The organism is Sphingomonas sp. UBA978, assembly GCF_002292295.1.
Lineage (GTDB): Bacteria > Pseudomonadota > Alphaproteobacteria > Sphingomonadales > Sphingomonadaceae > Sphingomonas.
Map to the genome: position 1 here is coordinate 23,938 of NZ_DBBS01000011.1, position 23,017 is coordinate 46,954.

Consider the following 23,017-nt stretch of genomic DNA (forward strand, 5'->3'; position numbering starts at 1 on the left):
TTGCGGGCCGGAGCGGACGAGGGGAGTGGATCGGCGTCCCGCCGCTTACGGGCGCGATCACTGGTGCCCGCTCGTCGCGCGGCGGACCGCCTCGTCGACCGGCACGTCGTGCAACTGGCGATAACGGGCCTCGACGAGGCTGAACAGGCCGAAGGCGAGCAGTCCGGCGCCGACGATAAGGTCGAAAGGTTCGGTCAGCCACGACAGGACATGCGCCATCCCGCCAGCCTCGCGCGCCTCCTCGTCCATCCCGGCCTGCAGGAGCAGATAGCCGCTGATGAGGAACACCAGTCCGCGGGCGGCATAGCCGGCGCGGCCGCTCCATTGCACCCATCGGCGCTGCGCGATCGCGGGGTCGAGATAGCGAAGGAACGACGCCTTCACCGATTTGACGAGTTGCACTGCGCCGAGGACGAACAACAGCCCGGCCCCGAGCAGGACCAGCGCCCAGCCGCCGGGCAGTTGCAGCGCCGCCTCCGTTCCCTCGTGCGTGCTGTCGCCGGACAATGCGGCCCCGCGCATCAACCGGACGGCCTGCCACGCCAGCACGAAATGGACGATGCCGCTGGCGCCCGCGCCCAGCCGTTCCATGACAGCGCCGCGATCGTTGCCATGGCGTTCGATATCGAACGTGGCGTCGGCGACCCGCCAGATGCCGTAGGCCAGCAAGCCGGCCGCCATGACGCCGAGCAATATCCGCCCGCCGCCTCGGCCGAGATATTCGAGCGCCCCGGCCGAATCCTCGGCCCGGCCGGTGTGCAGGATCAGGATGGCGATGACGATGTACAACAGGCCGCGCGTCGCAAAGCCGATCCGCGTCAAGGTCGTCAGGCGCGCATTGGCGTTCATGCAATATCCCCTTTCCTTGAGAACCGCAGCCGGATGGGTTCGTTCCGCCGCTGCAACGGACCGGTGTAATCGAGCGTGCGCTGTGGCCGAGGGGCGGGCAGCAGCTGCGCGCAAGCCGCCTTTTCCCGCGGGTTATCTTTTCTTCGCGGGAATTCCGAGCGCGCTGGTGGATGATGGCGCCGATCAGCCGGGGCGGCGCAAACCGGCGTGCCGGACCGGCCAGAGGCGCGAACGGACAGGATTTCCCTTATGACCGACCACCTCCAGAACGAGCTCACGATCGCGTTTCCGGGCGAGCTCGGCCGCGTCGTCGACGGGCTCCGGCTGGCGCGCCGCGACTGGCGGACGGGGCATGCCCGGCATGCCGAGCGCGGTATCCGCTTCCCGTCGCGCCAGGCGCTGGCGCGCATCCTGCGCGAACTGGGCGCGGCCCTGTTCCCGCTGCGGCTGGGGCCGCCCGAACTGACCGCGGAGAACGAGAACCGCTGGGTCGAGGCGACGCTCGAATCGACGCTGTCGCAGCTCGCGGCGCAGATCGCGCTGGAGCTGCGGATCGTCTCGCCGGCGATCGACAGCGTCGAGGAAGGTGTGCGGGCCGAACGGATCGTCGGCGATTTCGCGGCGAGCCTGCCCGCGATCCGGCGATTGCTCGACGAGGATATCCAGGCGGGCTACGCCAACGATCCCGCCGCGCGCAGCGTCGACGAGGTGCTGCTGTCCTATCCGTCGGTCGCGGCGATCATCCATCACCGGCTCGCGCATCGCCTGCACCGGCTCGGCGCGGAACTGGTCGCGCGGGTGATCGCCGAGGTCGCGCATGCCGAGACGGGGATCGACATCCATCCTGCCGCGCGGATCGGACGCAGCTTCTTCGTCGACCACGGCACCGGCATCGTCATCGGCGCGACCGCGACGATCGGCGATCGCGTGCGGCTCTACCAGGGGGTGACGCTGGGCGGCGAGCCGTCGGTGACGGGGGCGGCCCGCGATGCGGGCGAGGCGTTCGTACGCCGCCACCCCGCGATCGGCGACAATGTCGTCATCTTCGCCGGTGCGGTCCTGCTCGGTCCGATCACGATCGGCGCGCGCACCCGGATCGGCGGCAACGTCTGGCTGCGCCGCGACGTCCCGCCCGATTCCGTGGTCGAGGTGGCCGAGGCGATCGTCGCGCCGGCGGGGGGTATCGCAGGCTAGGCAAGCGGGACCCGTCCCGCCGCCATTCGGTGGCGGACTTATCCGGCGTCGTTCGCCTGCAGCCGGGTCATGCTGGCGGCGATGTCCTCGATCGACACTGCGGCCAGTTCGTCCTCCAGCGCCTGGCGCGCCTGTCGCAGCGGTGCGCTGAGGCTGGCCACGACGAACCGGCCGATCGCGGCGGTGTCCTGCGAGATCGCGCGGTGGACGCTGAAGATCTCATGGTCCTCGACCGCCAGATAGGCGTCGAGCAGGCGGATGTCCGAGGGCGCCTTCGCCAGCACCGCGCCGCCGCCGTTGCCGCGATGCGACGCGGTCAGCCCGGCCGCCGACAGGCGGGAGAACAGCGCGCGGATGACCGCGGGGTTCGTGCCGACATCGGCCGCGATCGTCTCCGACCGTACCGGCCGGCCGCCGTGGCACGCGAGCAGCACCAGCACATGAACGGATACGGCAAAACGCGTGCTCGTCGGCAAGTTTTATCTCCCCCTAATTAATGTAACTTTCATTCTTACATTCTAGCCCGGGCATAACGACGACAGGGCAGTCCAAGCATTCGCTGTTTTGATGACAGCCCGCGGCAAGTTTGTCGATTGAAATATAACACATAAATCGGGAGCTGGGTGCGTGGAGGCGCCACTGGACGCGTCCAGCGTCTGCGGCTGATCGTGTGAAATATTATCACGGGTGAAAAGATGAAGTCATTGACGATGGCGATGCCGCACAATCTGAAGATCGACTCGCTCGGTGAATTTGCAGACAAATTGATCGAGGCTTTTACATCACGGCAAGCTCTTCGCGTAGATCTGTCGTCCGTACCGACATTCGACGTGTCGATAACCCAGCTGGTCATCCAGCTGATGGCCGCATCCCGACGCCATGCCCTGGCCATCGGCATCGATTTTTCGCTCGTCGGCCCCCTGCCACCGCCGCTCGCCTCCGTGCTCGAACGCAGCGGCTTCATGACGGGGACCCCCGACGACATCGCATTCTGGCAAGGAGATATCCAGTCATGAGCGCCTCGATCCTCACGGTCGACGACAGCGCGAGCCTGCGCATGGCGATCCGCATCGCGCTGACCGGCGCGGGCTATACCGTCACCGAGGCCGGCGACGGCGTCGAAGGTCTGGCCCGGGCGGCCGAGGCCCGGTTCGACATGATCGTCACCGACCTCAACATGCCCAACATGGACGGGCTGACGATGATCCGCGAACTGCGCAGCCAGCCCGCGCAGGCCGGTATCCCGATCATCTTCCTGACCACGGAATCGGACGCCGAGATGAAGGCGCAGGCGAAGGCGGCCGGCGCGACCGGCTGGCTGGTCAAGCCGTTCGTGCCCGAGCAGCTGGTCAAGGTCGCCCGCAAGGTACTCGGCCGATGAGCGTCGACGATCCGATCGCCGCGTTCCGGGTCGAGGCGGGCGAGCTGCTCGACCAAGTCGAACAGGGGCTGCTCGACCTGACCCACCGGCTGGACGACATGAACCTCGTCAACGCGGTGTTCCGCGGGCTGCACACGCTGAAGGGTTCGGGCGCGATGTTCGGCTTCGACGCGCTGGCCGGCTTCACCCACCATTGCGAGAGCGTGTTCGACCAGGTCCGCAAGGGCATCGTCCCGGCGACCGGGGAGATGGTCGCGGTCATCCTGTCGGCGGGCGACCACATGCGGGCGCTGGTCGACGGCGATGCGCCCAGGGCCGCGGGCGATGCAATCCTCGCGCGGCTGGCGATCGCGCTGGAGGCGGCGCGCGGGGGAACGGCGCCGGCCGCCACTGCCTCGACCGACGCGCCGGCGGCAGGCTGGCGCCTGTCGTTCCGGCTGCCGGCCGACGCGGTCGTCAACGGCACCAATCCGCTGGCCTTGCTCGACGAACTGCGGGGGCTGGGGGACTGTACGGTGGTCGCCCGCACCGACACGGTGCCGGCGCTCGTCGACCTGACCGTCGCCGAGATCCATGTCAGCTGGGACGTGACGCTGACCGGCGACGTGTCGCGCGAGGATATCGAGGACGTCTTCCTCTTCGTCATCGACGATATGACCCTGTCGATCGAGCCGCTCGACGCGGCCGCAGCGATGCCGGTGCCCGACCTGGGGCCGGTCGCCGTCGACCTGCCGGAGATCGACGCGACGTCGGTGGCGATCGAGGCGGGCCGCCCCGCCGGCGAGAGCGTCCGCATCCCCGCCGAGCGGCTGGATGCGCTGATGGACCGGGTCGGCGAGCTCGTCATCGCGCAGAGCCGCCTGTCGCAGCTCGCGCATCAGGACGGCGGCGTCGCGATGCGCTCCATCTCCGAGGAGATCGAACGGCTCGCCGGCGAATTGCGCGACACGATGATGGTGCTGCGCATGGTCCCGGTCGGGCATCTGTTCGGCCGCTTCCGCCGCCTGATCCACGATCTGGCGCGCGAAACCGGCAAGTCGATCGCGCTCGTCACCGAGGGCGAGGCGACCGAGATCGACAAGACCGTCATCGAACGGCTGTTCGATCCGCTCGTCCACCTGATCCGCAACAGCTGCGACCACGGGCTGGAAACGCCGGAGCAGCGCCGCGCCGCGGGCAAGGCCGAGGGCGGCACCGTCCGCCTGTCGGCGCATCAGGTGGGCGGCGAGGTCATCATCACCATCCGCGACGATGGCCGCGGCATCGACCGTGCGCGCGTTCGCGCCAAGGCGGAGGCGAACGAGTTGATCGCGCCCGGCCAGCCGCTGACCGACGGCGAACTGCTCCACCTGATCTTCCATCCCGGCTTCTCGACCGCGGCGACGGTGACCAATCTGTCGGGGCGCGGTGTCGGCATGGACGTGGTCAAGCGCACGATCGAGAGCCTGCGCGGCACGATCGACATCGCCTCGACCGACGGCGAGGGGTCGACGATCACGCTGCGCATCCCGCTGACTCTGGCGATCATCGAGGGGCTGCTCGTCCGCGTCGGCGACAGCCGCTACGTGATGCCGCTGTCGGCGGTGGAGGAATGCCTCGAACTGTCGCCGGAGGAGGATCGGCGCGCCCGCGGGCAGAACCTCATCACGCTGCGCGAGCGGCTGGTGCCGTTCGTCCGCCTGCGCGAACTGTTCGCCACCGGCACGCCACCCGATCCCTATCAGAAGATCGTCGTCGTCGCGGTCGGCAACGAGCGCGTCGGGCTGGTGGTTGACCAGATCATTGGCAACCACCAGACGGTCATCAAGTCGATGACCGCTCTGCACCGTGGCGTCGCCGCCTTCGCGGGCGCGACCATCCTCGGCGACGGCAACGTCGCCCTGATCCTCGACATCGGCCAGCTCGTCGCGGCGGCCCAGCCCAGGGAGGAGCGGCTGCGCGCCGCGAGCTGACATGACCCATCCCTCATCACCATCGTCCGGCGACCTGCCGCCGCCCGGCACCCATTTCGAGGTGCTGACCTTCGGCATGGGCGGCGAAGTGTTCGCGCTCGACGCGGTGCTGGTCCGCGAGATCCTCGACGTCATGCCGCGCACCGCGGTGCCGGGCGCCGATCCGCTGGTCGGCCACGTCATCAACTTCCGCGGCCGCGTCATCCCGCTCGCCGACCTGCGTCCGGCCTTCGGGATGGAGCAGGCGGCGGCGACCGCGCTCAGCCGCATCGTCGTCATCGAACTGACGATCGACGGCGAGGCGCTGCTGATCGGGCTGACCACCGACCGCGTCGATGCGGTGACGACGCTGAGGGCCGATGCCTGCGAGCAGCCGCCCGCGATCGGCATGCGCTGGCCGCGCGACCATGTCCGCTGCCTCGTCCGGCGCGCGCACGACGTCGTCGTGATGCCCGACCTGCAGACCGTGTTCCAGACGCTGGCCGACCGCGCCGCCGTCACCATTCTTCACTGATTTCAACGAGCCCGGGAGGCTTTACCAATGCGTGCTACGATCAAAATGAAGCTGGGGGCGACGTTCGCCATCCTCGTTTCGATGATGCTGGGCATCGTCGGCGTCGGCATCAGCCGGATGAACGAACTCAACAACGCCATCACCGAGGTCATCGCCGGCCCGGCCGCGCAGCTCGACACCGTGTTGACGATCGACGCCGCCGCCGGTCGCGTCGTGCGGAACGAGAAGAACCTCGCGATGATAAACGATCCGGTCCGGATGAAGCAGTATCACGAGACGATGCTGCAGGAGCGCAATACGATCGATCGCCTGATCGATCAGGGCAGCGCGGCGGCGACCGAGCAGGGCAAGCCGCTGTGGGCGGAGCTCGCACCGCAGTGGAATGCGTACAAGCTGCTCAACAGCCGCATCGCCGAGCTGGGCCTCGCGAACCAGAACGAGGCCTCCGCCGCGCTGTCGGTGGGCGAGGGCCGCGACGCGATGGTGCAGGTGAGCGCGACCATCGCCAAGCTGACCGACCTGCAGCGCAAGCGCATGAAGGAGGCGGACGCCAGCACCACCGCCTTGTACGACAATGCACGGACCGTGCTGTTCGCCACCGCGATCCTCGCGCTGCTGGTCGCCATCGGCGGTGCGATCTGGATCTCGCGCGTCGTCTCGGTCGGCCTGAACCGAGCCCGGACCGCGCTCGATGCGGTGGCGATCGGCGATCTCGACAGCGAGGTGACGGTGACGTCGAACGACGAGATCAAGGACCTGATCGACACGGTCGGCAACATGACCGCCAACCTGCGCAAATCGGCCGCGCTGGCCGACATGATCGCGCGCGGCGACCTGACGGTCGACTATCAGCCGCTGTCGGACAAGGACAAGCTGGGCCATTCGCTGGTGTCGATGGTGGAGCGCCTACGCGGCGTCCTCGGTAACGCCACGCTGGCGGCACAGAATGTCGCCGCCGGCACGCAGCAGCTGTCCTCGACCGCGGACCAGGTGTCGCAGGGTGCGACCGAACAGGCCGCAGCGGCTGAGGAAGCCTCGGCGTCGATGGAGCAGATGACCGCCAACATCAAACAGAATGCCGACAATGCGGCGCAGACCGAGAAGATCGCGCGCCAGTCGTCGAAGGATGCCGAGGCCAGCGGCGTGGCGGTGGACAAGGCGGTCGGCGCGATGCGCACCATCGCCGAGAAGATCGGCATCGTGCAGGAAATCGCGCGTCAGACCGACCTGCTCGCGCTGAATGCGGCGGTCGAGGCGGCGCGTGCCGGCGAACATGGCAAGGGCTTCGCGGTGGTCGCCTCCGAGGTGCGCAAGCTCGCCGAGCGCAGCCAGACCGCGGCGGCCGAGATCAGCGCGGTTTCGTCCGACACCGTCGCCGCGGCGGCACAGGCCGGCGAGATGCTCGCCAAGCTGGTCCCCGACATCCGCCGCACCGCGGAACTGGTGTCCGAGATCAGCGCCGCCTGCCGCGAGCAGGATATCGGCTCCAGCCAGATCAACGAGGCGATCCAGCAGCTCGACAAGGTGACGCAGGAGAATGCCTCGGCCTCCGAGCAGATCTCGTCGACGTCCGAGGAACTGGCGGGCCAGGCGGAGGAGCTGCAGGAAGGCATCTCCTTCTTCCAGATCGAGGCGACCTCGGCCAGCGCCCGTCCCGCCGCGCGCGCCACCGCGCCGGCGGCCCGCAAGCCGGCCGCCGCGAAAAAGGCCGCCGTGCGCGCACCCGCCCGCGCCAAGGCCAAGCCCGGCTCGGTCGCCGACCAGCAGGCTCGCGTCCGTGGCTTCTCGCTCGACCTGACGCAGGGCGGGGCGGACGGCGAAGACGCCGAATTCGGCCGCGCGGCGTGACCGCCGCCGGTCTGATGTCCGCCCGCGGGGACGTGCAGGCCGTCGTGTTCAACCTGGGGGGCGAAACCTTCGCCCTCCCGGTGGGCACGGTGCGCGAGATCCTCGACCATCGCGACGCCTTTCGCATGCCGCAGGGGCCGGCGTGGCTCGCCGGGCTGATCGAGGTGCGCGGCGAGGCGATCCCGATGGTGGACCTGCGCATCCGGCTCGGCATGGCCGCTGCCGCGATCGGCGTCACCACCCGCGTGCTGGTCGTCGACGTGCCGGTCGGTGCCGGGACGGCGGCCGACGGGGCGGACGACGGGGCGCGTCAGCTGACGCTGGGCCTGATCGTCGACCGCGTGCTCGACGTCGCGAGCTTTCCGGCCGGGGCGATCGAGACGACGCCCGATATCGGGGTGCGCTGGCGCTCCGACTATATCGACGGCGTCGTGCGACGGCCCGACGGCTTCGTCGTGCTGCTGGCGGCGGGGCCGATCTTCTCGGGCGACGACGACGCCTTCGTCGCGCTCGATCGCGCCGCCTGACCCGCGCAACCGAAAGACGTTTTCCGATGACCATCATGACCGCAGTCCGACCGGGCGGGGCGGCTGCCGTGCCGGCCGCCGCCACCGAACCGCTCGACCGGCTCGCGCCGCGCGATTTCCAGCGGCTGGCGGATTTCATCCGCGACGAGGCGGGGATCAAGATGCCCGGCAGCAAGACCATCATGCTGGAGGGGCGCCTGCGCCGCCGGGTCCGGGCGACCGGCACCGGGACGATCGGCGGCTATTGCGCCTGGTTCTTCGACGGCGGTCGCAACGACGAGGAGGCGGTCCACCTCATCAATGCGGTGACGACCAACAAGACCGACTTCTTCCGCGAACCGCGCCATTTCGACTATCTGCGCGACACCGCGCTGCCGGCGCTGCGCGATGCGGGCCGGCGCCCGGTGCGGGCATGGAGCGCGGCCTGCTCGACCGGCGCGGAACCCTATACGATGGCGATGGTGATGGACGCCTTTGCCGCGCAGTCGGGCGGGCCGGAGTATGAGATCCTCGCCACCGACCTCGATACCGAGGTGCTGGCGGTGGCGCAGCGCGGCATCTTCCCGGCGGCATCGGTCGACCCGGTGCCGCCGGTGCTGCGCCAGCGCTACGTCATGACGGCGAAGGCGGCGAAGCGCGACGACGTGCGGATGGCGCCGGCGCTGCGCGCGCGGATCGGCTTCGCGCGGCACAACCTGATGGACACGCGCTACGACGTCGGCGCGGCGATGGACCTGATCTTCTGCCGCAACGTCCTCATCTACTTCGACAAGCCGACGCAGGAACAGGTCGTGCGGCGGCTGGCGGAGTGCCTTCGCCCCGGCGGCTACCTGTTCCTCGGCCATTCCGAATCGATCGCGGGTTTCGACCTGCCCCTGACGACGGTGGCCAACACCGTCTTCCAACGGACCGCCCATCCATGAAGCCAGTCCGCGTCCTCGTCATCGACGACAGCGCCAGCGTGCGCCAGGCGATGACCGCAATCCTGTCCGCCGATCCGGGGATCGAGGTGATCGCCGCCGCCGCCGATCCCTTCGCCGCGGCGCGCTACATCCAGGCCGAGGTGCCCGACGTCATCACGCTGGACGTCGAGATGCCACGGATGGACGGCATCACCTTTCTGCGCCGGCTGATGAGCCAGCATCCGGTTCCCGTCGTGATGTGCTCGTCGCTGGTCGAGGAGGGGTCGGAAACGCTGCTCCAGGCGCTGGAGGCGGGTGCGGTCGACATCATCCTGAAACCCCGGATGGGCGTCGCCGACCATATCGCCGAGGCGCATGCGCAGATCTGCGAGACGGTGAAGGGCGCCGCGGCGGCGCGGCTGGGCGCGCGGCAGGCGGGGCGCGGCATCGCGGCGCCCGCGGCGAAGCTGACCGCCGACGCCGTGCTGCCGCCGCCCACCGGCCGCGCGATGAGCCGCACGACCGAGATGGTGGTGTGCATCGGCGCCTCGACCGGGGGGACGGAGGCGCTGCGCGCGGTGCTGGAGGCGCTGCCCGCCAACGCGCCGGGGATCGTCGTCGTCCAGCACATGCCCGAAAGCTTCACCAAGGCGTTCGCGCGGCGGCTCAACAGCCTGTGCGAGGTCGATGTGAAAGAGGCCGAGCATGGCGACACGGTGATGCGCGGCCATGTGCTGATCGCGCCCGGCGGGTTGCGCCACACCATGCTGGAGCGGCAGGGCGCACGTTATGTCGTCGCGGTCAAGGAAGGACCGCTGGTGTCGCGGCACCGGCCGTCGGTGGACGTGCTGTTCCGGTCGGCGGCGCGCAATGCCGGCGCCAATGCGGTGGGCGTCATCATGACCGGCATGGGCGACGACGGCGCGCGCGGGCTGCTCGAGATGAAACAGGCGGGGGCGCGCACGATCGCGCAGGACGAGGCGACCTCGGTCGTGTTCGGCATGCCCAGGGAAGCGATCGCACGCGGCGCGGCCGACCGGATCGCGCCGCTCGGCGGGATCGCGCACGAGCTGCTGCTCGCCGCGGCGCGATAGCGCCAGAACGAAGGGGGCGTCATGCTACACCAGACCATCACCATCGATTCCGCCGTGCCGGTCGGCGACGATCCCGCGCCGGCGCCGGGCGATTGCCCGATCCGCACCGAACTGGCGCTGCTCGCCGCCGGGCTCGACACGCGCTTTCTGCGCGCCGGCACCGCGCTGGCCCATGCGGTCGGGATGATCGATCGCGTCATCGGCGGGCTCGACGGCGTCGTCGCCGCGCTCGACGAACGCACCGCGGGGGTGGCGGTGACCGACCTGCGCCGCGTCGCCGACGCCCTCACCGCGCTGCCCGCGCGGCAGGCCGGGCGCGCCGGGCGCATGGCCGCGGTCGGCCGGATCTCGCGCGCGCTCAGCGACCATGTCCTCGACATGCACCAGACGCTGCGCGTGCTGAACATCTATGGCGTCAACATCAAGATCGCCGCATCCGGCGCCGACCAGTTCGTCGATTTCGTCGAGGGGATGGCGACCAAATTGTCGGTCGGCGAAGGCGAACTGGCCGGCTTCATCGCCCAGCTCAAGGACCTGATGCGCTCGGTCGCGGACGTGCAGCAGGCCGACCGTCTGCTCGCCGCGGAGAGCGCGACGGTGGTGCCGGAGATCCCGGCGCGCCTCGCCGGCGATGCCGCCGCGCTCGCCGCGCATCTCGCGGGAGTCGCCGTCGTCGCGCGCACCGTCGCCGACATCGCGCGCCGCGTGCAGGGCAAGGTCGCGGTGGTGCTCGGCGCGATGCAGGTCGGCGACAGCACGCGGCAGCGGCTGGAGCATGTCGTCGCCGCGCTGCAACTGCTCGAGGCGTGCGGCGGCGACGCGCCGCCCGATCCGGCGGTGGCCGGCCATATCGACCGGCTGCTGGCGGCGCAGATCGAGGGCGCCCGCGACGATTTCGCGCGCGACACCGCGGCGATGCTGGCCTCGCTCGCCGATCTGGTGCCCGAAACGGACCAGCTGCTCGCGCTGATCGTAGAACAGGGCGACGGCGGCGGCCGCGATTTCCTCGACCGGCTGGAACGCGGCATCGCCGATGTCGAACGCGTCACCGGGCGGCTGCGCGATGCCGAGCGGCAGTCGACCGCGATGGTCGGGATCATCACCGACACCGTCGCCGGGCTGACCCGGCGGCTGGCGAAGGTCCAGCGCATCCGGTTGCAGGTGCAGGACATCGCCACGAACACCCGGCTGCTGTGCCGCCGGCACGGCACGATCGGCAAGGCGGTGGCGGTGATCGCGGTCGAGGTGGACGTCTATGCCTGTCGGCTGGCCGGCACCACCGAATGCGTGGCGCGGGTGATCGCGGACCTCAAGGCGGTCGAGGCGGCGCTGCTCGACGCGGCGGACGCGCAGGCGTCGGACGGGCGCGACATGGGCGACACGCTCGCCGCTGCGCTCGCGGTCGTCCGCGACGCCTGCCAGCGCACCGGTCTGGTGTCGATGGAGGGCAGCGACGACGCGCGACATCTGGGGGCGTTGCTGATGGCGACGATGCAGGAACTGGAGAGGGAAGATGCCGTCACCGCCGCGCTGGGTCGGGCCGCCGGGACGCTGGCCGGGCGCACGCCGCCCGCGCCGATGACCCCCGGTGCCGAGGCGACGCTGCGCGAGCTGCTGCCCCGGATCGGCGCAATGTACACGATGGCGCAGGAACGCACGATCCACGCGGCGTTCCTGCTGCCCGGCATGGACGGCGTCGGTGCGCCGGTGGTCGACGATGACGACGACGACGGATTGTTCTGAATAAGCGGCGACGTCCGCCACAGGATTCCCTTGTGCTCATCGCGAAAAAGAGGATGCTGGGTTATCAAGGGGATGCGATCAATATGACCGATTATGCGCGATATGCGTCCGATATCCTGCAAGCGCGTCATCGTCGCGAAGCCCTGTTCCCGCCCGCGCTGTTCGACGAGTTTGCGTGGGAGATCCTGCTCGCGCTGTACATCAGCCGCGGGTCCGGCAGCGACGTGGATGCCGCGACGGTGTTCGATACGGTGGGATGCAGGCCGGCGGTCGGCCAGCGCTGGCTCGCCTATCTCGCCGAAAAGAACCAGATCGTGCACGCGGGGCCGCATATCGTGCTGCACGACGATGCGGTCGGCCCGATGGAGGAGTATCTCGGCGGCCTGATCCGCGATGCGGAACGCGTGACGTAAGGGGCGCGCCCCGTCACACCGGGCGGGCGGCGGCCCTGAGCGTCGCCGTCAGATAGCCTTCGAGCGCGGTGATCGCCTGTGCGGAGAGCGTCAGCGGCGACGTCAGGTCGCGCCGGCCGTCGCACGTCACCAGTCCCGCGGTCAGTAGATGCTGGATCCAGCGCATCATGGTCGGGGCAGGGCAGGCCAGCTCCCGGGCGAGCAGGTCGCCGGTGAGCCGCCGCCCCGCCGCGTCGCCGACGAACAGCGTCAGCAGCGCATCCCACGCCCATTCACCGAACAGATCGTCGGGCAAATGCGCGCGGCGCAACCGGCGGTTGCACAGGATCGCGCGCGCGGCCCGGGCGAGGGCATCCTCGTCGCCGTCGACGGGGCGCTGATCTTTGAACGCATCCTGCATGCCGCCGCTCCGATCAGTTCTGCAACGACGCTTCGACGACGTCGACGGCCTCGCACAATTTGGCGGCCAGCAAGGTCTGGTCGTGCTCTTCCGCCAGCCGGATCTGCGCCAGCAGCTGGTCGCGCATGTGCTGCAGTACGAGGAAGTGCTGCGTCGCCGTCGCGTCACGGCCGTCGTCGTCCGCCCGCAGCGCCTCGACGACGCAGGACAGGCCGACCGGCTTTTCGCAGCGGGCGACATGCGCATAGGCTGCCGGCACGTCCGCGGGATCGTTGCCGGTGGTGAAGATGCATCGCGTGCCCCTGGCGAGCAGCCGGTCGACGACGGGATAGACCTTGTGCCGCCCGAGATTGATGTCGAGCAGCGCGCCGTCGATCGCACTCTCGCGGTCGAGCAGCGCCAGCGCCTGCGCGACGGACGGGACCGGGCCGATGACGATCGCGCCGGCGCGCCGCAGGCTCCGTTCCATCGCCTCGGCGACGGTATATTCGTCCTCCACCACCAGAAGGCGGCGATCCTGCAACAGCGCTTCAGCCATCCTCATTGTCCTTGTCTGTGCGTGTCGAGACGACCGGCACGGCGATCCTACAATGCACGCCATCGCGGGTGAACGCATATTCGGTGCGCGCGCCCAATTGGTACGGCAGCGCCCGTTCGATCAGCTGGCGCCCGTACCCCCCCGACGGCGGCGTGCCGGTCGGGGCGGGCAGGTCGACGTCGCTTTCCCGCCAGTCGACGTGCAGCCACGGCACGCCGTCGGCCTCTTGCTCGACATGCCATGCGATCGCCAGCCGCCCCCGTCCGTCGCGCAGCGCGCCATATTTGACCGCATTCGTCGCCAGCTCGTGGATCGCCAGCGCGAGGCTCTGCACCGCACCGGAGCGGAGCGGCACGTCCGCCGGACCGTCAAGCATCAGATGCGCGTCGCCGCCGCGCCGGCCGATGGCGCCGTGCGCGAGCAGCTCGGCGTCGAGCAGCTCCCCGAACGTCACGCGGCGGCCGGTCGCGGTGCAGGACAGCAGCGCCTGTACCCGGGACAGTGCCGACAGCCGCTCGCCGAACCCGGCCTCGAACGCCGCGAGCGAGGGCGCGCCGTCGATCATCCGGTCCGCGATCGACCGGATGACGGCGATCAGGTTGCGGGTCCGGTGCTGCAGCTCGACCACCATGACGTCCTGGCGGTCCTGCGCCTCGCGCAGCGCGTGGATGTCGTTCGAGGTGCCGAGCCATTCGACGATGGCGCCATGGTCGTCGCACACCGGCACGGCGCGCGTGCTGAACCAGCGGTAGACGCCGTCCGCGCGCCGCAGCCGGTGTTCGATGTCGAAGCCGCCGCGCGCCTCCGCCTGCGCCCACGCCCGCTCCGCGGCGGCGCGATCGTCGGGGTGGAGCATCGCCAGCCACGCCGCGCCATGGCTGGCCCGTTCCGGTTGGCCGGTGAAGGCCGCCCATTGCGGGCTCGCCCAGTTCCACATGCCGCCCGGTGACGCGCGCCAGAGCAGCTGCGGGCCCCCTTCGACCAGCGCACGCATCCGGCGTTCGTTGTCGGTCACGGCGCGTTCGAGCCGTTTGCGGGCGTCGATGTCGATGTTCATGCCGACCCATTTCTCGACATGGCCGGCCGCGTCGAACAGCGGGATCGCGCGCGCATTGACCCAGCGATATGTGCCGTCCCGCAGCCGCAGCCGATATTCGAGGTTGGTGCCGCGACCGTGGTCGCGCGCGTCCTGCCATTGCGCCATCACCGGCGTGCGATCGTCGGGATGGATCGCCTGCATCCAGCCGAAGCCGCGAAACGCCTCGTAGCTCTGTCCGGTCAGGCGGCGCCAGCTCGGGCTGTCGACCGTCACCCTGCCGTCCCGCGGCGCTTCCCAGGTTGCGACCGCGATCCCCTCGACGAGCAGTTGCGCGCGCGCCTGCGCCTCGCGCAACGCGGCATCCTTGCGGCGCAGCCGCGCTCTGGCGCGGGCATGTTCGACCGCGACCCATGTCCGCTCCGCGGCCTCGCGGACGAGGCGGACGTCGCCCGGGCTCCAGGGACGCGGTGCGCGGTGCTGGATCGTCAGCGCGGTGACGAGCCGGCCGTTCCGCATCACCGGCACGCCCAGGCGGCTGCGAACGTTCAGATCTCGCCATTTCGCCAGCAGGACGTCCGCGCCGGCCTCTTGCTCGACGTCGGCGACCGCGACGACCTGCCCGGCCTGCAGGGGGATCAGGTCGTCGCCGAACCCGGCGGCATCGTGCAGCCCGACGAAGCTGGCCGCATCGGCGGTGCGATATTCCGCTGCGACGACGATATGGTGCCGGTCGTCATCCTCGATGAATTCGACATAGGTGCAGCGATCGATCGCCAGATGGGCGCCGAGCAGGTCGACCGCGCAGTCCGCGATCGCCGCGGGATCGTCCAGCGGCCGGATCGCGTCGCTCAACTGCAACAGCAGCGCCTGGCTCCGCTCGCCCTCGCGGCGCGCTTCCGACAGGCGCTTGAGCGCATCGATATCGCTGACGACGCTGGCCTGTCCGGTGACGGTGCCGGCGGCATCGCGGATCGGCACGGTCGCGACGCGCACCCACCGCTCGTCGCCATCGTCGTCGGTGTAGAGCATCTCCTGCCCCGGCACGACGCTCTCCCCCCGTTGCGCCCGCGCGCCGGGGAAGTCGGTCGGCGACAGTGCGCGGCCAGCCTCGTCCCAGCCGCGCCAGCGCGCGACGCGCGTTTCGTCCCGCGACGGCATCATTCCGGTCGGGCAGAAGCGCAGATATTCGGCATTGGCATCGACGATCCTGCCGTCCGCGTCGATCATCGCCACCCCGACGGGGACGGTGGCGAGCAAGGCCGCAAGCCGCGCCTCGCTGTGCTGGAGCGCCGCTTCGGCCGCCGCGAGGCGTTCCGGGAGGCCGGGGTTATCTGCCGCTATATCCATGGCTTATCCAACGCGCGACATGTGCAAATGGCCGCTGCGGCGACGATAGGACGCGTGCGTGGTTACCGGGCGTTAACCAGATCGGGCCTATGGAGGACGGGTGAGCCATCAGGCCACACGGACAGCAGGACAGCCCCGACCGCGCGCGTATCCGGCGATCGGGGCTGTCTTGGCCCCCGCCGGCGCGCCGTCAGTCGATCCGGCCGAGCAGCGCCTCGAGCTCCGCCTGCCCTGCGGCGGCGGCTTCCGCCAGCGTGTCCGCCCGATCGGCATAATCGTCCGCCATATCCGCATGCGCGGTGCGCGCCATACAGGCCGCGTCGTCGGCCGCGGACCGCTCTTCGGCCGCCCGCCGGCGCAGATAGGCGATGTCGTCCGGGTCGTCGCGGTCGTCGGGGCTCATCCACCAGATGTGGGGATTGCGATCCGATCGGCAAGCGTCGGCACGCGAACCAGATCGTAAGTTATGACTTTACATATGCTTAGCTGTCCCCCGATAGCAGGGGCAGGCAGCCCGCCGCGATGGCGGGCCGACAGCTTGGGATTGTTGAGGTGGGTTGCATCCGGCTGCTGATTATCGAGGATTCCGCCACCGCGCGGGCGATCATCGAACAGATCGTGATCCAGGACCCGGGCGCCGAGATCGTCGGCGTCGCCGCCTCGTCGGAGCAGGCGAAGGTGCTGCTGCGCACCCTCAAGCCCAACGTCATCACCCTCGACCTCCATATGCCGGGCATGGGCGGGCTGGCGTTCCTCGACGATTTCGGCGGGCCGCGCCATGCGCCCATCGTCGTGCTGTCGTCGTCGACCACAAAGGGATCGGATATCGCCCGGGAATCGATCAGGCGCGGCGCGGCCGCCTGTTTCGACAAGGCGGCGCTGACCCGAGAGGCGGCGCGATTCCGCCAGGCGCTACGCCGCGTCATCGCGAATCACGACCGGGCGGCGACGGCCAGCGTCTACGGATAGGTCCGGGCGCGCCCCGGAGCGTCACACCCTCGCCGGCGCATGCATCAGCCGGCGATATTCCTGTTCCGGACGGCCGTAGGTGTCGCTGGCCAGCTGCATCAGCTTGGCGCGATCATGGACGACGATCTTCGCGCGCAGCGCCCGGATGGCGCGCTCTTCCTCGAGGCGGTGCATCGCATCGGTGACGCTGCTGCGGCGGACGCCGAGCATCAGGCGGAATTCCTCGTGCGTCATGTTGATCTCGTCCGCCTGGACGCGGTCGTGATACAGCAGGATCCAGCGCGCCATGCGCCGCTCGATCGGATGCGCCAGCGACGACACGATCGTCCGCCCCATCTGCAGCATGAAGACGTGGACGAAGCGGAGCAGCGCGCACCGCAGCGTCGCGCTCGCCTCGACCGCGTCGAGCAGGGCGGGGGCGGCGATGCGCAGCGCCTGGCCGCGTTCGGCGCGCATCGTCACGTCATAGGGCGAGCGGTCGTCGCCGAGCAGCAGCGGCCAGCCGAGAAACCCCTCCGCACCGACCAGTCCGATCGCATAGCGCCGGTCGTCCTCCAGCGAATCGAGCACGCCCGCGATCCCCTGTTCGGGGAAGCACAGGCTCTCGATCGGATCGCCCGCATGCGTGATGACGTCGCCGACCGCGAAGAACACCGGCTCCAGATGCGGCGCCAGCAGCGCGCGATCCGCCGCCGACAGGCTGGCAAGCAGCCTGTTGCCCGTCCGGTCCGCCGTCGGGTTCGCCGGGTCGGGACCGGCATGGCCGGTGATCGGGGTGACGTTGGACATGACGTTCGTTCCGCTCGCTCGCTGTCGCCGGGCGCGCTCTGCCCGGTATCGTACGGAAACGTTGCGGGCGGCCGTCTGTTCACCGTTCGACACAGCAGGAGCGCCCATGCCCATTCCGTCCGGCCGTCGCCGCGCTGCCCGCCGCCCCGGCGGGCGTCTGCGCGCCATCCGCGCGCGCCGCTGAACCCCGCTCCCGCCCCTGAAGGATAGCTCCGATGACCGATGCCCCCGTCCGCTACCACCCCGATGTCGAGACGATCCAGCCCGACGAGCGCGAAACGGTGCAACAGCTTTGCGCTGCGTTCGACGTGATCCTCGAACGGACGGCGGAGGATTACGGTCATGCCGTCCGCTCGGTCCATGCCAAGGCGCATGGCGTGCTGTCCGGCGAACTGACGGTCGACGCCGACCTGCCGCCGGAGCTGGCGCAGGGCCTGTTCGCCACCCCGGGCACGCACCAGGTGCTGCTGCGCCTGTCGACCAACGCCGGCGACATATTGCCCGACGCGATCAGCCTGCCGCGCGGCCTCGCGATGAAGGTGTTCGACGTCGACGGCGCGCGCCTGCCGGGCTCCGAGGGCAACGCGCAGGACTTCGTCATGGTCAACGGCACCGTCTTCCAGGCGAAGACCGCAGACAAGTTCCTCGGCAACCTCAAGCTGCTGGCCAGGACCACCGACCGGATGGAGGGTACGAAGACGGTGATGTCGTCGGTTTTGCGCGGCGTACGCGGGGCGCTGGAGGCGGTCGGGATCGAGAGCGCGGCGATCAATTCGCTCGGCGGCGCGCCCAATGTCGAGCCGCTCGGCGAGACCTATTACAGCGTCACGCCGTTCCGCTACGGCGACTATATCGCCAAGTTCAGCCTGAAGCCGGTCGCGCCGGCGATGACCGCGCTGACCGGCGGGACGATCCATGTCGACGGCCGTGAGGATGCGATCCGCGAGGACGTCCGGTCCGAGATGGCCGGGATCGATGCGGAATGGGAGTTCCGCGTCCAGTTGTGCCGCGACCTCGAACGCCAGCCGATCGAGGACCCGACGGTCGAATGGGACGAGGCGGAGGCGCCGTTCCGCAAGGTCGGCACCGTCCGCGTTGCGGCGCAGGACAGCTGGGATCCCGCGCAGGTACAGCGGATCAACGAGGAGACGCGGTTCGCGATCTGGACGGGGATCGCGGCGCATCAGCCGCTCGGCAACATCAACCGCGCCCGCAACGAACCCTATCGCCATTCGGCGGACTTCCGCGCGCGGGTCAACGCCTGCCCGTATCACGAACCGGCCGCCTGATCGCGGCCACCGCCGCCGCGCCATCGCATCGATCATGATCCCGACCCCGACAGACGAGAAATACGCATGACCCATCCAGCCACCCCCCGGCGCTTTCAGGGCAAGGTCGTCCTCATCACCGGCGCGGCGTCGGGGATCGGCGAGCGCGCCGCCCGACGCTTCGCGGCCGAGGGCGCGACGCTGGTCCTCAGCGATGTCGACGGCGACGCGCTGGCCAACGTCGCCGCCGGCCTCGAGGGCGATGTCGAAACCCTCGTCACCGACGTGCGGGATCCCGCGGCCTGCGACGCGCTCGTCGCGCAGGCGATCGCGCGGTTCGGCCGCGTTGACGTGCTGGTCAACGATGCGGGCGTCGATCATCTCGGCCAGCTGGACGAGGGCGATCTGTCGGCCTTCACCAAAGTCATCGAAACCGACCTGTACGGCGTCGTCCACATGAGCCGCGCCGCGATCGCCGCCCTGCGTGCCGCGAAGGGCTGTATCGTCAACGTCTCGTCGGTGTCGGGGCTCGGCGGCGACTGGAACCACAGCTTCTATTGCGCGGCCAAGGGTGCGGTGACCAATTTCACCCGCGCGCTTGCCATGGACGAGGCCGCGCACGGCGTCCGCGTCAATGCGGTCAACCCGTCGCTGACCTATACCGCGCTGACCGCGGGGATGAAGGAACAGCCCGAGCTGATCGCCAAGTTCGAGGAGCGTATTCCGATGGGGCGCGGCGCCGAGCCCGACGATATCGCCGGCGTCATCGCCTTCCTCGCCAGCGAGGATGCGCGGTTCGTGACGGGGGTCAATCTTCCCGTCGATGGCGGCCTGAGTGCGTCGAACGGTCAGCCGCCGCTCAGCTGACGATTCCGGGAGAGGCAGGATATGAACGGCAGACGCATGGCCGGTGCGATCGCCGGCGGGCTGGTCGCGGGGCTCGGCATCACCGCGATGCTGATCGCAGGCGAACGGAAGAGCGGGACACCGTCGGAACTCGCGATGCTGGAACGGGCCGGTGCGCGCGGCCTCGGGGTGACGGTGCCGCCCGACGATGCGCTGGCGTCGTCCGGCGAGCAGGCGGTAATCCAGGGCGGGCATTTGCTGCTGTCGGCGGCCGCCGGTGCGGTCTATGCCGCGACGGTCGATGAGGATGCGGGCGTCCTGCCCGGCGGCATCGCGTTCGGACTGGCGTTCTACGCGGTGGCGCACTGGGTCGCCGGTCCTTTGCTCGGGCTGAAGCGGCCCGAATGGGAATCGGATGCGACGACGATCGGCATGCACACCGCCAATCACCTCGTCTTCGGTCTCGCCACCGCGGCGGGCGCGAGAGCCGCGGCGCGCGCGTGACGGCGCGCGCCGGGTCGAAGAGAATGCCGGGACGTCAGGCGAGCGTCAGGCCCACGTCGACATTGCCGCGCGTCGCGTTCGAATAGGGGCAGATTTGGTGCGCGGTATCGACCAGCCGCTGTGCCGCCTCGCGCTCGATGCCGGGCAGCGACACGGTCAGGTCGGCGGTGATGCCGAACCCGCCCGCCGCGCGCGGACCGATTCCGACCGTGGCGGTGACCGCGACGTCATCGGGCAGCTTCACCTTCAATTGCTGTCCCGCGACCTTCAGCGCGCCGATGAAGCAGGCGGAATAGCCCGCCGCGAACAATTGCTCGGGGTTGCTGCCGTCGCCGCCGGCGCCACCGAGCTCTTTGGGGGTCGAGAGCTGCACCTCGAAACGGCCGTCCTCGGACCGGGCATGGCCGTCGCGGCCGCCGGTCGCGGTGGCCGTCGTGCTGTATTTGACGTCGATCGACATGCGGTGTCTCCAAATCGTTTATCGCGATAATCATCTAGGTCTGTCGAGCCCGCCTGTCCAGAGCTGTTTGCCGCGATAATCTTTGGCGTGCTATGGGTGCGTCGAGGAGAGCCCCGATGCCCGAACCCCTGCCGCTCGACGAACAGCTCTGCTTCTCGCTCTACGCCGCGACCATCGCGATCAATCGCGCCTACAAGCCGGTGCTCGACCGGCTCGGCATCACCTATCCGCAATTCCTCGTCTTGCAGGTGCTGAACGGGGCCGAGGAGGGACGCTCGATCGGTGAGATCGGGGAGCGGCTGGCGCTGGAGCCGAGCACGATCACTCCGCTCGCCAAACGGCTGGAGGCGGCGGGGCTGGTCACGCGGCTGCGCAATCCCGCCGACGAGCGGCAGGTGCGCGTCCGCCTGACCGAGGCGGGAAAGGTGCGCTGGGCGGAAACGGGATGCCTCGCGCCGATGATCGTCGAGCGGACCGGCATGGCGCCCGAGCGGCTCGCTGCGCTCAACCGCGAGGTGGCGGCGCTGCGGCGCGCGCTCGCCGCCGATGCCGCGGCGGTATGAGCCGACGGCGGCGTCAGACGGGGTCGATCGCGAGCATCAGCCGGTGCCGCCCCGTCCCCGTGATCGGGGGCGAACGATGGAGGATCGGCGGTTCCTCGACCAGCAGCCGCCCCTTGAACAGCGCGACGGCGCCGGTCGGCACCTGCGCGACCGCGTCCGGATCGGCGGCCCTGATCCATTGCGTGCCCGGGCCGTGGAGTGTGACCAGCAGCCGCAGCGTCACCCGGTCGGCGTGGAAGCGGCGGCAGGCATCCGTCGTCACGATCTCGAGCCGGACCCGCAGCCGCTCGACCGGCGCGAGGCGGGCGAGGCGCTCCGCCGACGTGCCGATCTCGGTCGCCAGCATCAGCGCGGTCGCCGGGTCGTAGCCCGCCCCGCCGAGCAGCACCGCGACCGCGATCGGCGCGCTGTCGGTCCGGACGACCGCATCGATGTCGTCGACGCTGTCCGGGGCCAGCGCCGTGAGGTCGGCGACGAGCGCGGCGGGGAGGGCGCGCTCCCAGATCGCCAGCGCGCAACCCGGATCGAGGATGGCGTGCAGGACGTCCGCGGTATCGCTGCGCGCGACCGGATCGGCGAGCCTCGTCGCCATCACGCGGGCTCCGCCACGCGTTCGCCCCATGCCGGGAACGGATCGCGCATCGCCGTCCACAGCTGCGGGGTGAAGGCCGCCGCGCCGACGAGGCAGGCGTCGAGCCGGCGGCGGATGCGCGCTTCGTCCATGCCGATGCCGATGAACACCAGCTCCTGCCGCCGGTCGCCCCAGATCGCATCCCAATGCCCCGCGACGAAGCGTTCGAACCGCTCGTCGTCGTCGGGCCATTGGTGCTTCGGGATCGACGCCCACCAGCGGCCGAGGCGCGAGGTCATCGTCTCGCTGCCCGCGACCGCCAGCTCGCCGACCCAGTCGGGCCGCGTCGCCAGCCAGAAATGCCCCTTCGCGCGCACGACGTGATCGAGCCCGCCGTCGGTCAGGAAGCCATGGAACCGGGCGGGGTCGAACGGACGGCGGGCGCGATAGACGAAGCTCTCGATGCCATATTCCTCGGTTTCCGGCTGATGGCTGGCATAGCCGTACAGCTCCTTGGCCCAGAGCGGGTGGCGGCTCGCCTGCTCCTCGTCGAACAGCCGGGTGTCGAGGATCGCGTCGAGCGGCACCTGCGCCTGGTCGCAGGCGACGATCCGCGCATCGGCATTGAGGCTGGCGACCAGCTTCTTCACCGTCGCGAGCTGTTCGGCGGACACCGACGAGGCCTTGTTGACGACGATCACGTCGGCGAATTCGATCTGTTCGGCGAGCAGGCCGACGAGGCTGCGGGTATCGTCCTCGCCCAGGCTCTCGCCCCGATCGGCGAGGAAATCCCGGCTCGAATAGTCGGACAGCAGGTTGAGCGCGTCGACCACCGTCACCATCGTGTCGAGCCGCGCGACATCGCCTAGGCAGGCGCCCGCCTCGTCGCGGAACGAGAAGGTGGTGGCGACCGGCAGGGGCTCGGAAATGCCGGTGCTTTCGATCACGAGGCTGTCGAAGCGGCCGGCCTCGGCGAGCTGCCGCACCTCGGCCAGCAAATCGTCGCGCAGCGTGCAGCAGATGCAGCCGTTGGTCATCTCGACCAGCGCCTCCTCGCTTCGCGACAAGGCCGCCTCGCCGCCGCGGACGAGATCGGCGTCGATGTTCACCTCGCTCATGTCGTTGACGATCACCGCCACGCGCCGTCCGCCGCGGTTGGCGAGGATATGGTTGAGCAACGTCGTCTTTCCGGCCCCCAGAAAGCCCGACAGCACCGTTACCGGCAGGCGTGCGTCGTCCCGCATGGCAGTCTCCAATGATATGTTGTATCATTGAATAGGGTGGCCACGGCGCGCTGTCCAGCCCG

The 23,017-nt window shown here is 69.8% G+C and carries 26 protein-coding genes; 16 read left to right on the plus strand and 10 right to left on the minus strand.

All coding sequences use genetic code 11. The features are described from left to right. Nucleotides 1-57: 57 nt before the first annotated feature. Nucleotides 58-849: a DUF1206 domain-containing protein gene (locus B2515_RS04905; protein WP_293874397.1), complete on the minus strand. Its 792-nt coding sequence runs from the start codon at nt 847-849 to the stop codon at nt 58-60. A 249-nt stretch (nt 850-1,098) separates the two neighbouring features. Here B2515_RS04905 and epsC point away from each other — a divergent pair, with 249 nt between their 5' ends. Continuing rightward, entirely contained in the window at nt 1,099-2,043 is a 945-nt protein-coding gene (gene epsC, locus B2515_RS04910; RefSeq protein ID WP_293874398.1) for a serine O-acetyltransferase EpsC, read from the plus strand. Nucleotides 2,044-2,081: 38 nt separating this feature from the next. Here epsC and B2515_RS04915 read toward each other — a convergent pair whose 3' ends face one another. Next, nucleotides 2,082-2,519 (minus strand): Rrf2 family transcriptional regulator, encoded by a 438-nt coding sequence (locus B2515_RS04915; protein WP_293874400.1) that lies wholly within the window; start codon nt 2,517-2,519, stop codon nt 2,082-2,084. 219 nt (nt 2,520-2,738) lie between these two features. Here B2515_RS04915 and B2515_RS04920 point away from each other — a divergent pair, with 219 nt between their 5' ends. The 10 genes from B2515_RS04920 (at nt 2,739) to B2515_RS04965 (ending at nt 12,417) form a co-directional block, all read left to right on the plus strand. Beyond that, nucleotides 2,739-3,059: an STAS domain-containing protein gene (locus B2515_RS04920; protein ID WP_293874402.1), complete on the plus strand. Its 321-nt coding sequence runs from the start codon at nt 2,739-2,741 to the stop codon at nt 3,057-3,059. Continuing rightward, nucleotides 3,056-3,424 (plus strand): response regulator, encoded by a 369-nt coding sequence (locus B2515_RS04925; RefSeq protein ID WP_293874405.1) that lies wholly within the window; start codon nt 3,056-3,058, stop codon nt 3,422-3,424. Before B2515_RS04920 ends, B2515_RS04925 begins: the two co-directional genes overlap by 4 nt. Continuing rightward, nucleotides 3,421-5,376 carry a chemotaxis protein CheA gene (locus tag B2515_RS04930; protein WP_293874408.1) on the plus strand — a complete coding sequence of 652 codons (1,956 nt, stop codon included), beginning with the start codon at nt 3,421-3,423 and terminating at the stop codon, nt 5,374-5,376. The genes B2515_RS04925 and B2515_RS04930 overlap by 4 nt, the downstream gene beginning before the upstream one ends. A gap of 1 nt (nt 5,377) precedes the next feature. Beyond that, a complete protein-coding gene (locus tag B2515_RS04935) occupies nt 5,378-5,890 on the plus strand; it encodes a chemotaxis protein CheW (protein ID WP_293874411.1) in 513 nt (170 codons plus the stop codon). Between the two features lie 27 nt (nt 5,891-5,917). Next, complete coding sequence (locus B2515_RS04940) at nt 5,918-7,738, plus strand: methyl-accepting chemotaxis protein (protein ID WP_293874414.1); 1,821 nt, start codon at nt 5,918-5,920, stop codon at nt 7,736-7,738. A gap of 14 nt (nt 7,739-7,752) precedes the next feature. Further along, complete coding sequence (locus tag B2515_RS04945) at nt 7,753-8,265, plus strand: chemotaxis protein CheW (protein ID WP_293874417.1); 513 nt, start codon at nt 7,753-7,755, stop codon at nt 8,263-8,265. Between the two features lie 35 nt (nt 8,266-8,300). Further along, nucleotides 8,301-9,188: a CheR family methyltransferase gene (locus tag B2515_RS04950; RefSeq protein WP_293874639.1), complete on the plus strand. Its 888-nt coding sequence runs from the start codon at nt 8,301-8,303 to the stop codon at nt 9,186-9,188. Next, nucleotides 9,185-10,261: a protein-glutamate methylesterase/protein-glutamine glutaminase gene (locus B2515_RS04955; protein WP_293874419.1), complete on the plus strand. Its 1,077-nt coding sequence runs from the start codon at nt 9,185-9,187 to the stop codon at nt 10,259-10,261. The genes B2515_RS04950 and B2515_RS04955 overlap by 4 nt, the downstream gene beginning before the upstream one ends. Before the next feature lie 21 nt (nt 10,262-10,282). Continuing rightward, entirely contained in the window at nt 10,283-12,004 is a 1,722-nt protein-coding gene (locus B2515_RS04960) for a hypothetical protein (protein WP_293874421.1), read from the plus strand. 83 nt (nt 12,005-12,087) lie between these two features. Then, nucleotides 12,088-12,417 (plus strand): hypothetical protein, encoded by a 330-nt coding sequence (locus B2515_RS04965; protein WP_293874423.1) that lies wholly within the window; start codon nt 12,088-12,090, stop codon nt 12,415-12,417. Nucleotides 12,418-12,430: 13 nt separating this feature from the next. Here the strand turns inward: B2515_RS04965 and B2515_RS04970 are convergent, their stop codons facing one another. The 4 genes from B2515_RS04970 to B2515_RS04985 form a co-directional block, all read right to left on the minus strand. Next, nucleotides 12,431-12,817, minus strand: coding sequence for a hypothetical protein (locus B2515_RS04970; protein ID WP_293874425.1), 387 nt, complete (start codon nt 12,815-12,817; stop codon nt 12,431-12,433). 13 nt (nt 12,818-12,830) lie between these two features. Then, nucleotides 12,831-13,355, minus strand: a complete 525-nt coding sequence (locus tag B2515_RS04975) for a response regulator (protein ID WP_293874428.1) — start codon at nt 13,353-13,355, stop codon at nt 12,831-12,833. Next, nucleotides 13,348-15,741, minus strand: coding sequence for a PAS domain-containing protein (locus B2515_RS04980; RefSeq protein ID WP_293874430.1), 2,394 nt, complete (start codon nt 15,739-15,741; stop codon nt 13,348-13,350). Before B2515_RS04980 ends, B2515_RS04975 begins: the two co-directional genes overlap by 8 nt. Before the next feature lie 190 nt (nt 15,742-15,931). Next, nucleotides 15,932-16,144 carry a hypothetical protein gene (locus tag B2515_RS04985; protein WP_293874433.1) on the minus strand — a complete coding sequence of 71 codons (213 nt, stop codon included), beginning with the start codon at nt 16,142-16,144 and terminating at the stop codon, nt 15,932-15,934. 149 nt (nt 16,145-16,293) lie between these two features. Between B2515_RS04985 and B2515_RS04990 the strand changes: the two genes are divergently transcribed. Beyond that, entirely contained in the window at nt 16,294-16,710 is a 417-nt protein-coding gene (locus tag B2515_RS04990; protein ID WP_293874435.1) for a response regulator, read from the plus strand. Nucleotides 16,711-16,731: 21 nt separating this feature from the next. On the opposite strand, the gene B2515_RS04995 is transcribed toward B2515_RS04990, so the two are convergent. Next, nucleotides 16,732-17,499 (minus strand): Crp/Fnr family transcriptional regulator, encoded by a 768-nt coding sequence (locus tag B2515_RS04995; RefSeq protein WP_293874438.1) that lies wholly within the window; start codon nt 17,497-17,499, stop codon nt 16,732-16,734. A gap of 215 nt (nt 17,500-17,714) precedes the next feature. On the opposite strand from B2515_RS04995, the gene B2515_RS05000 reads away from it, so the two are divergent. The 3 genes from B2515_RS05000 (at nt 17,715) to B2515_RS05010 (ending at nt 20,117) form a co-directional block, all read left to right on the plus strand. Then, complete coding sequence (locus tag B2515_RS05000; protein WP_293874440.1) at nt 17,715-18,788, plus strand: catalase family protein; 1,074 nt, start codon at nt 17,715-17,717, stop codon at nt 18,786-18,788. A gap of 66 nt (nt 18,789-18,854) precedes the next feature. Further along, nucleotides 18,855-19,634 (plus strand): SDR family NAD(P)-dependent oxidoreductase, encoded by a 780-nt coding sequence (locus B2515_RS05005; protein WP_293874442.1) that lies wholly within the window; start codon nt 18,855-18,857, stop codon nt 19,632-19,634. A 21-nt stretch (nt 19,635-19,655) separates the two neighbouring features. Continuing rightward, nucleotides 19,656-20,117, plus strand: a complete 462-nt coding sequence (locus B2515_RS05010) for a hypothetical protein (protein ID WP_293874444.1) — start codon at nt 19,656-19,658, stop codon at nt 20,115-20,117. Between the two features lie 34 nt (nt 20,118-20,151). On the opposite strand, the gene B2515_RS05015 is transcribed toward B2515_RS05010, so the two are convergent. Beyond that, entirely contained in the window at nt 20,152-20,577 is a 426-nt protein-coding gene (locus B2515_RS05015) for an organic hydroperoxide resistance protein (RefSeq protein ID WP_293874446.1), read from the minus strand. Between the two features lie 116 nt (nt 20,578-20,693). On the opposite strand from B2515_RS05015, the gene B2515_RS05020 reads away from it, so the two are divergent. Continuing rightward, nucleotides 20,694-21,140: a MarR family winged helix-turn-helix transcriptional regulator gene (locus B2515_RS05020; RefSeq protein WP_293874448.1), complete on the plus strand. Its 447-nt coding sequence runs from the start codon at nt 20,694-20,696 to the stop codon at nt 21,138-21,140. 13 nt (nt 21,141-21,153) lie between these two features. Here the strand turns inward: B2515_RS05020 and B2515_RS05025 are convergent, their stop codons facing one another. Both B2515_RS05025 and B2515_RS05030 read right to left on the minus strand, forming a co-directional pair. Further along, nucleotides 21,154-21,732, minus strand: coding sequence for a DUF1826 domain-containing protein (locus B2515_RS05025; protein ID WP_293874450.1), 579 nt, complete (start codon nt 21,730-21,732; stop codon nt 21,154-21,156). Beyond that, nucleotides 21,732-22,955, minus strand: coding sequence for a GTP-binding protein (locus B2515_RS05030; protein WP_293874452.1), 1,224 nt, complete (start codon nt 22,953-22,955; stop codon nt 21,732-21,734). Before B2515_RS05030 ends, B2515_RS05025 begins: the two co-directional genes overlap by 1 nt. Nucleotides 22,956-23,017: the final 62 nt, after the last annotated feature.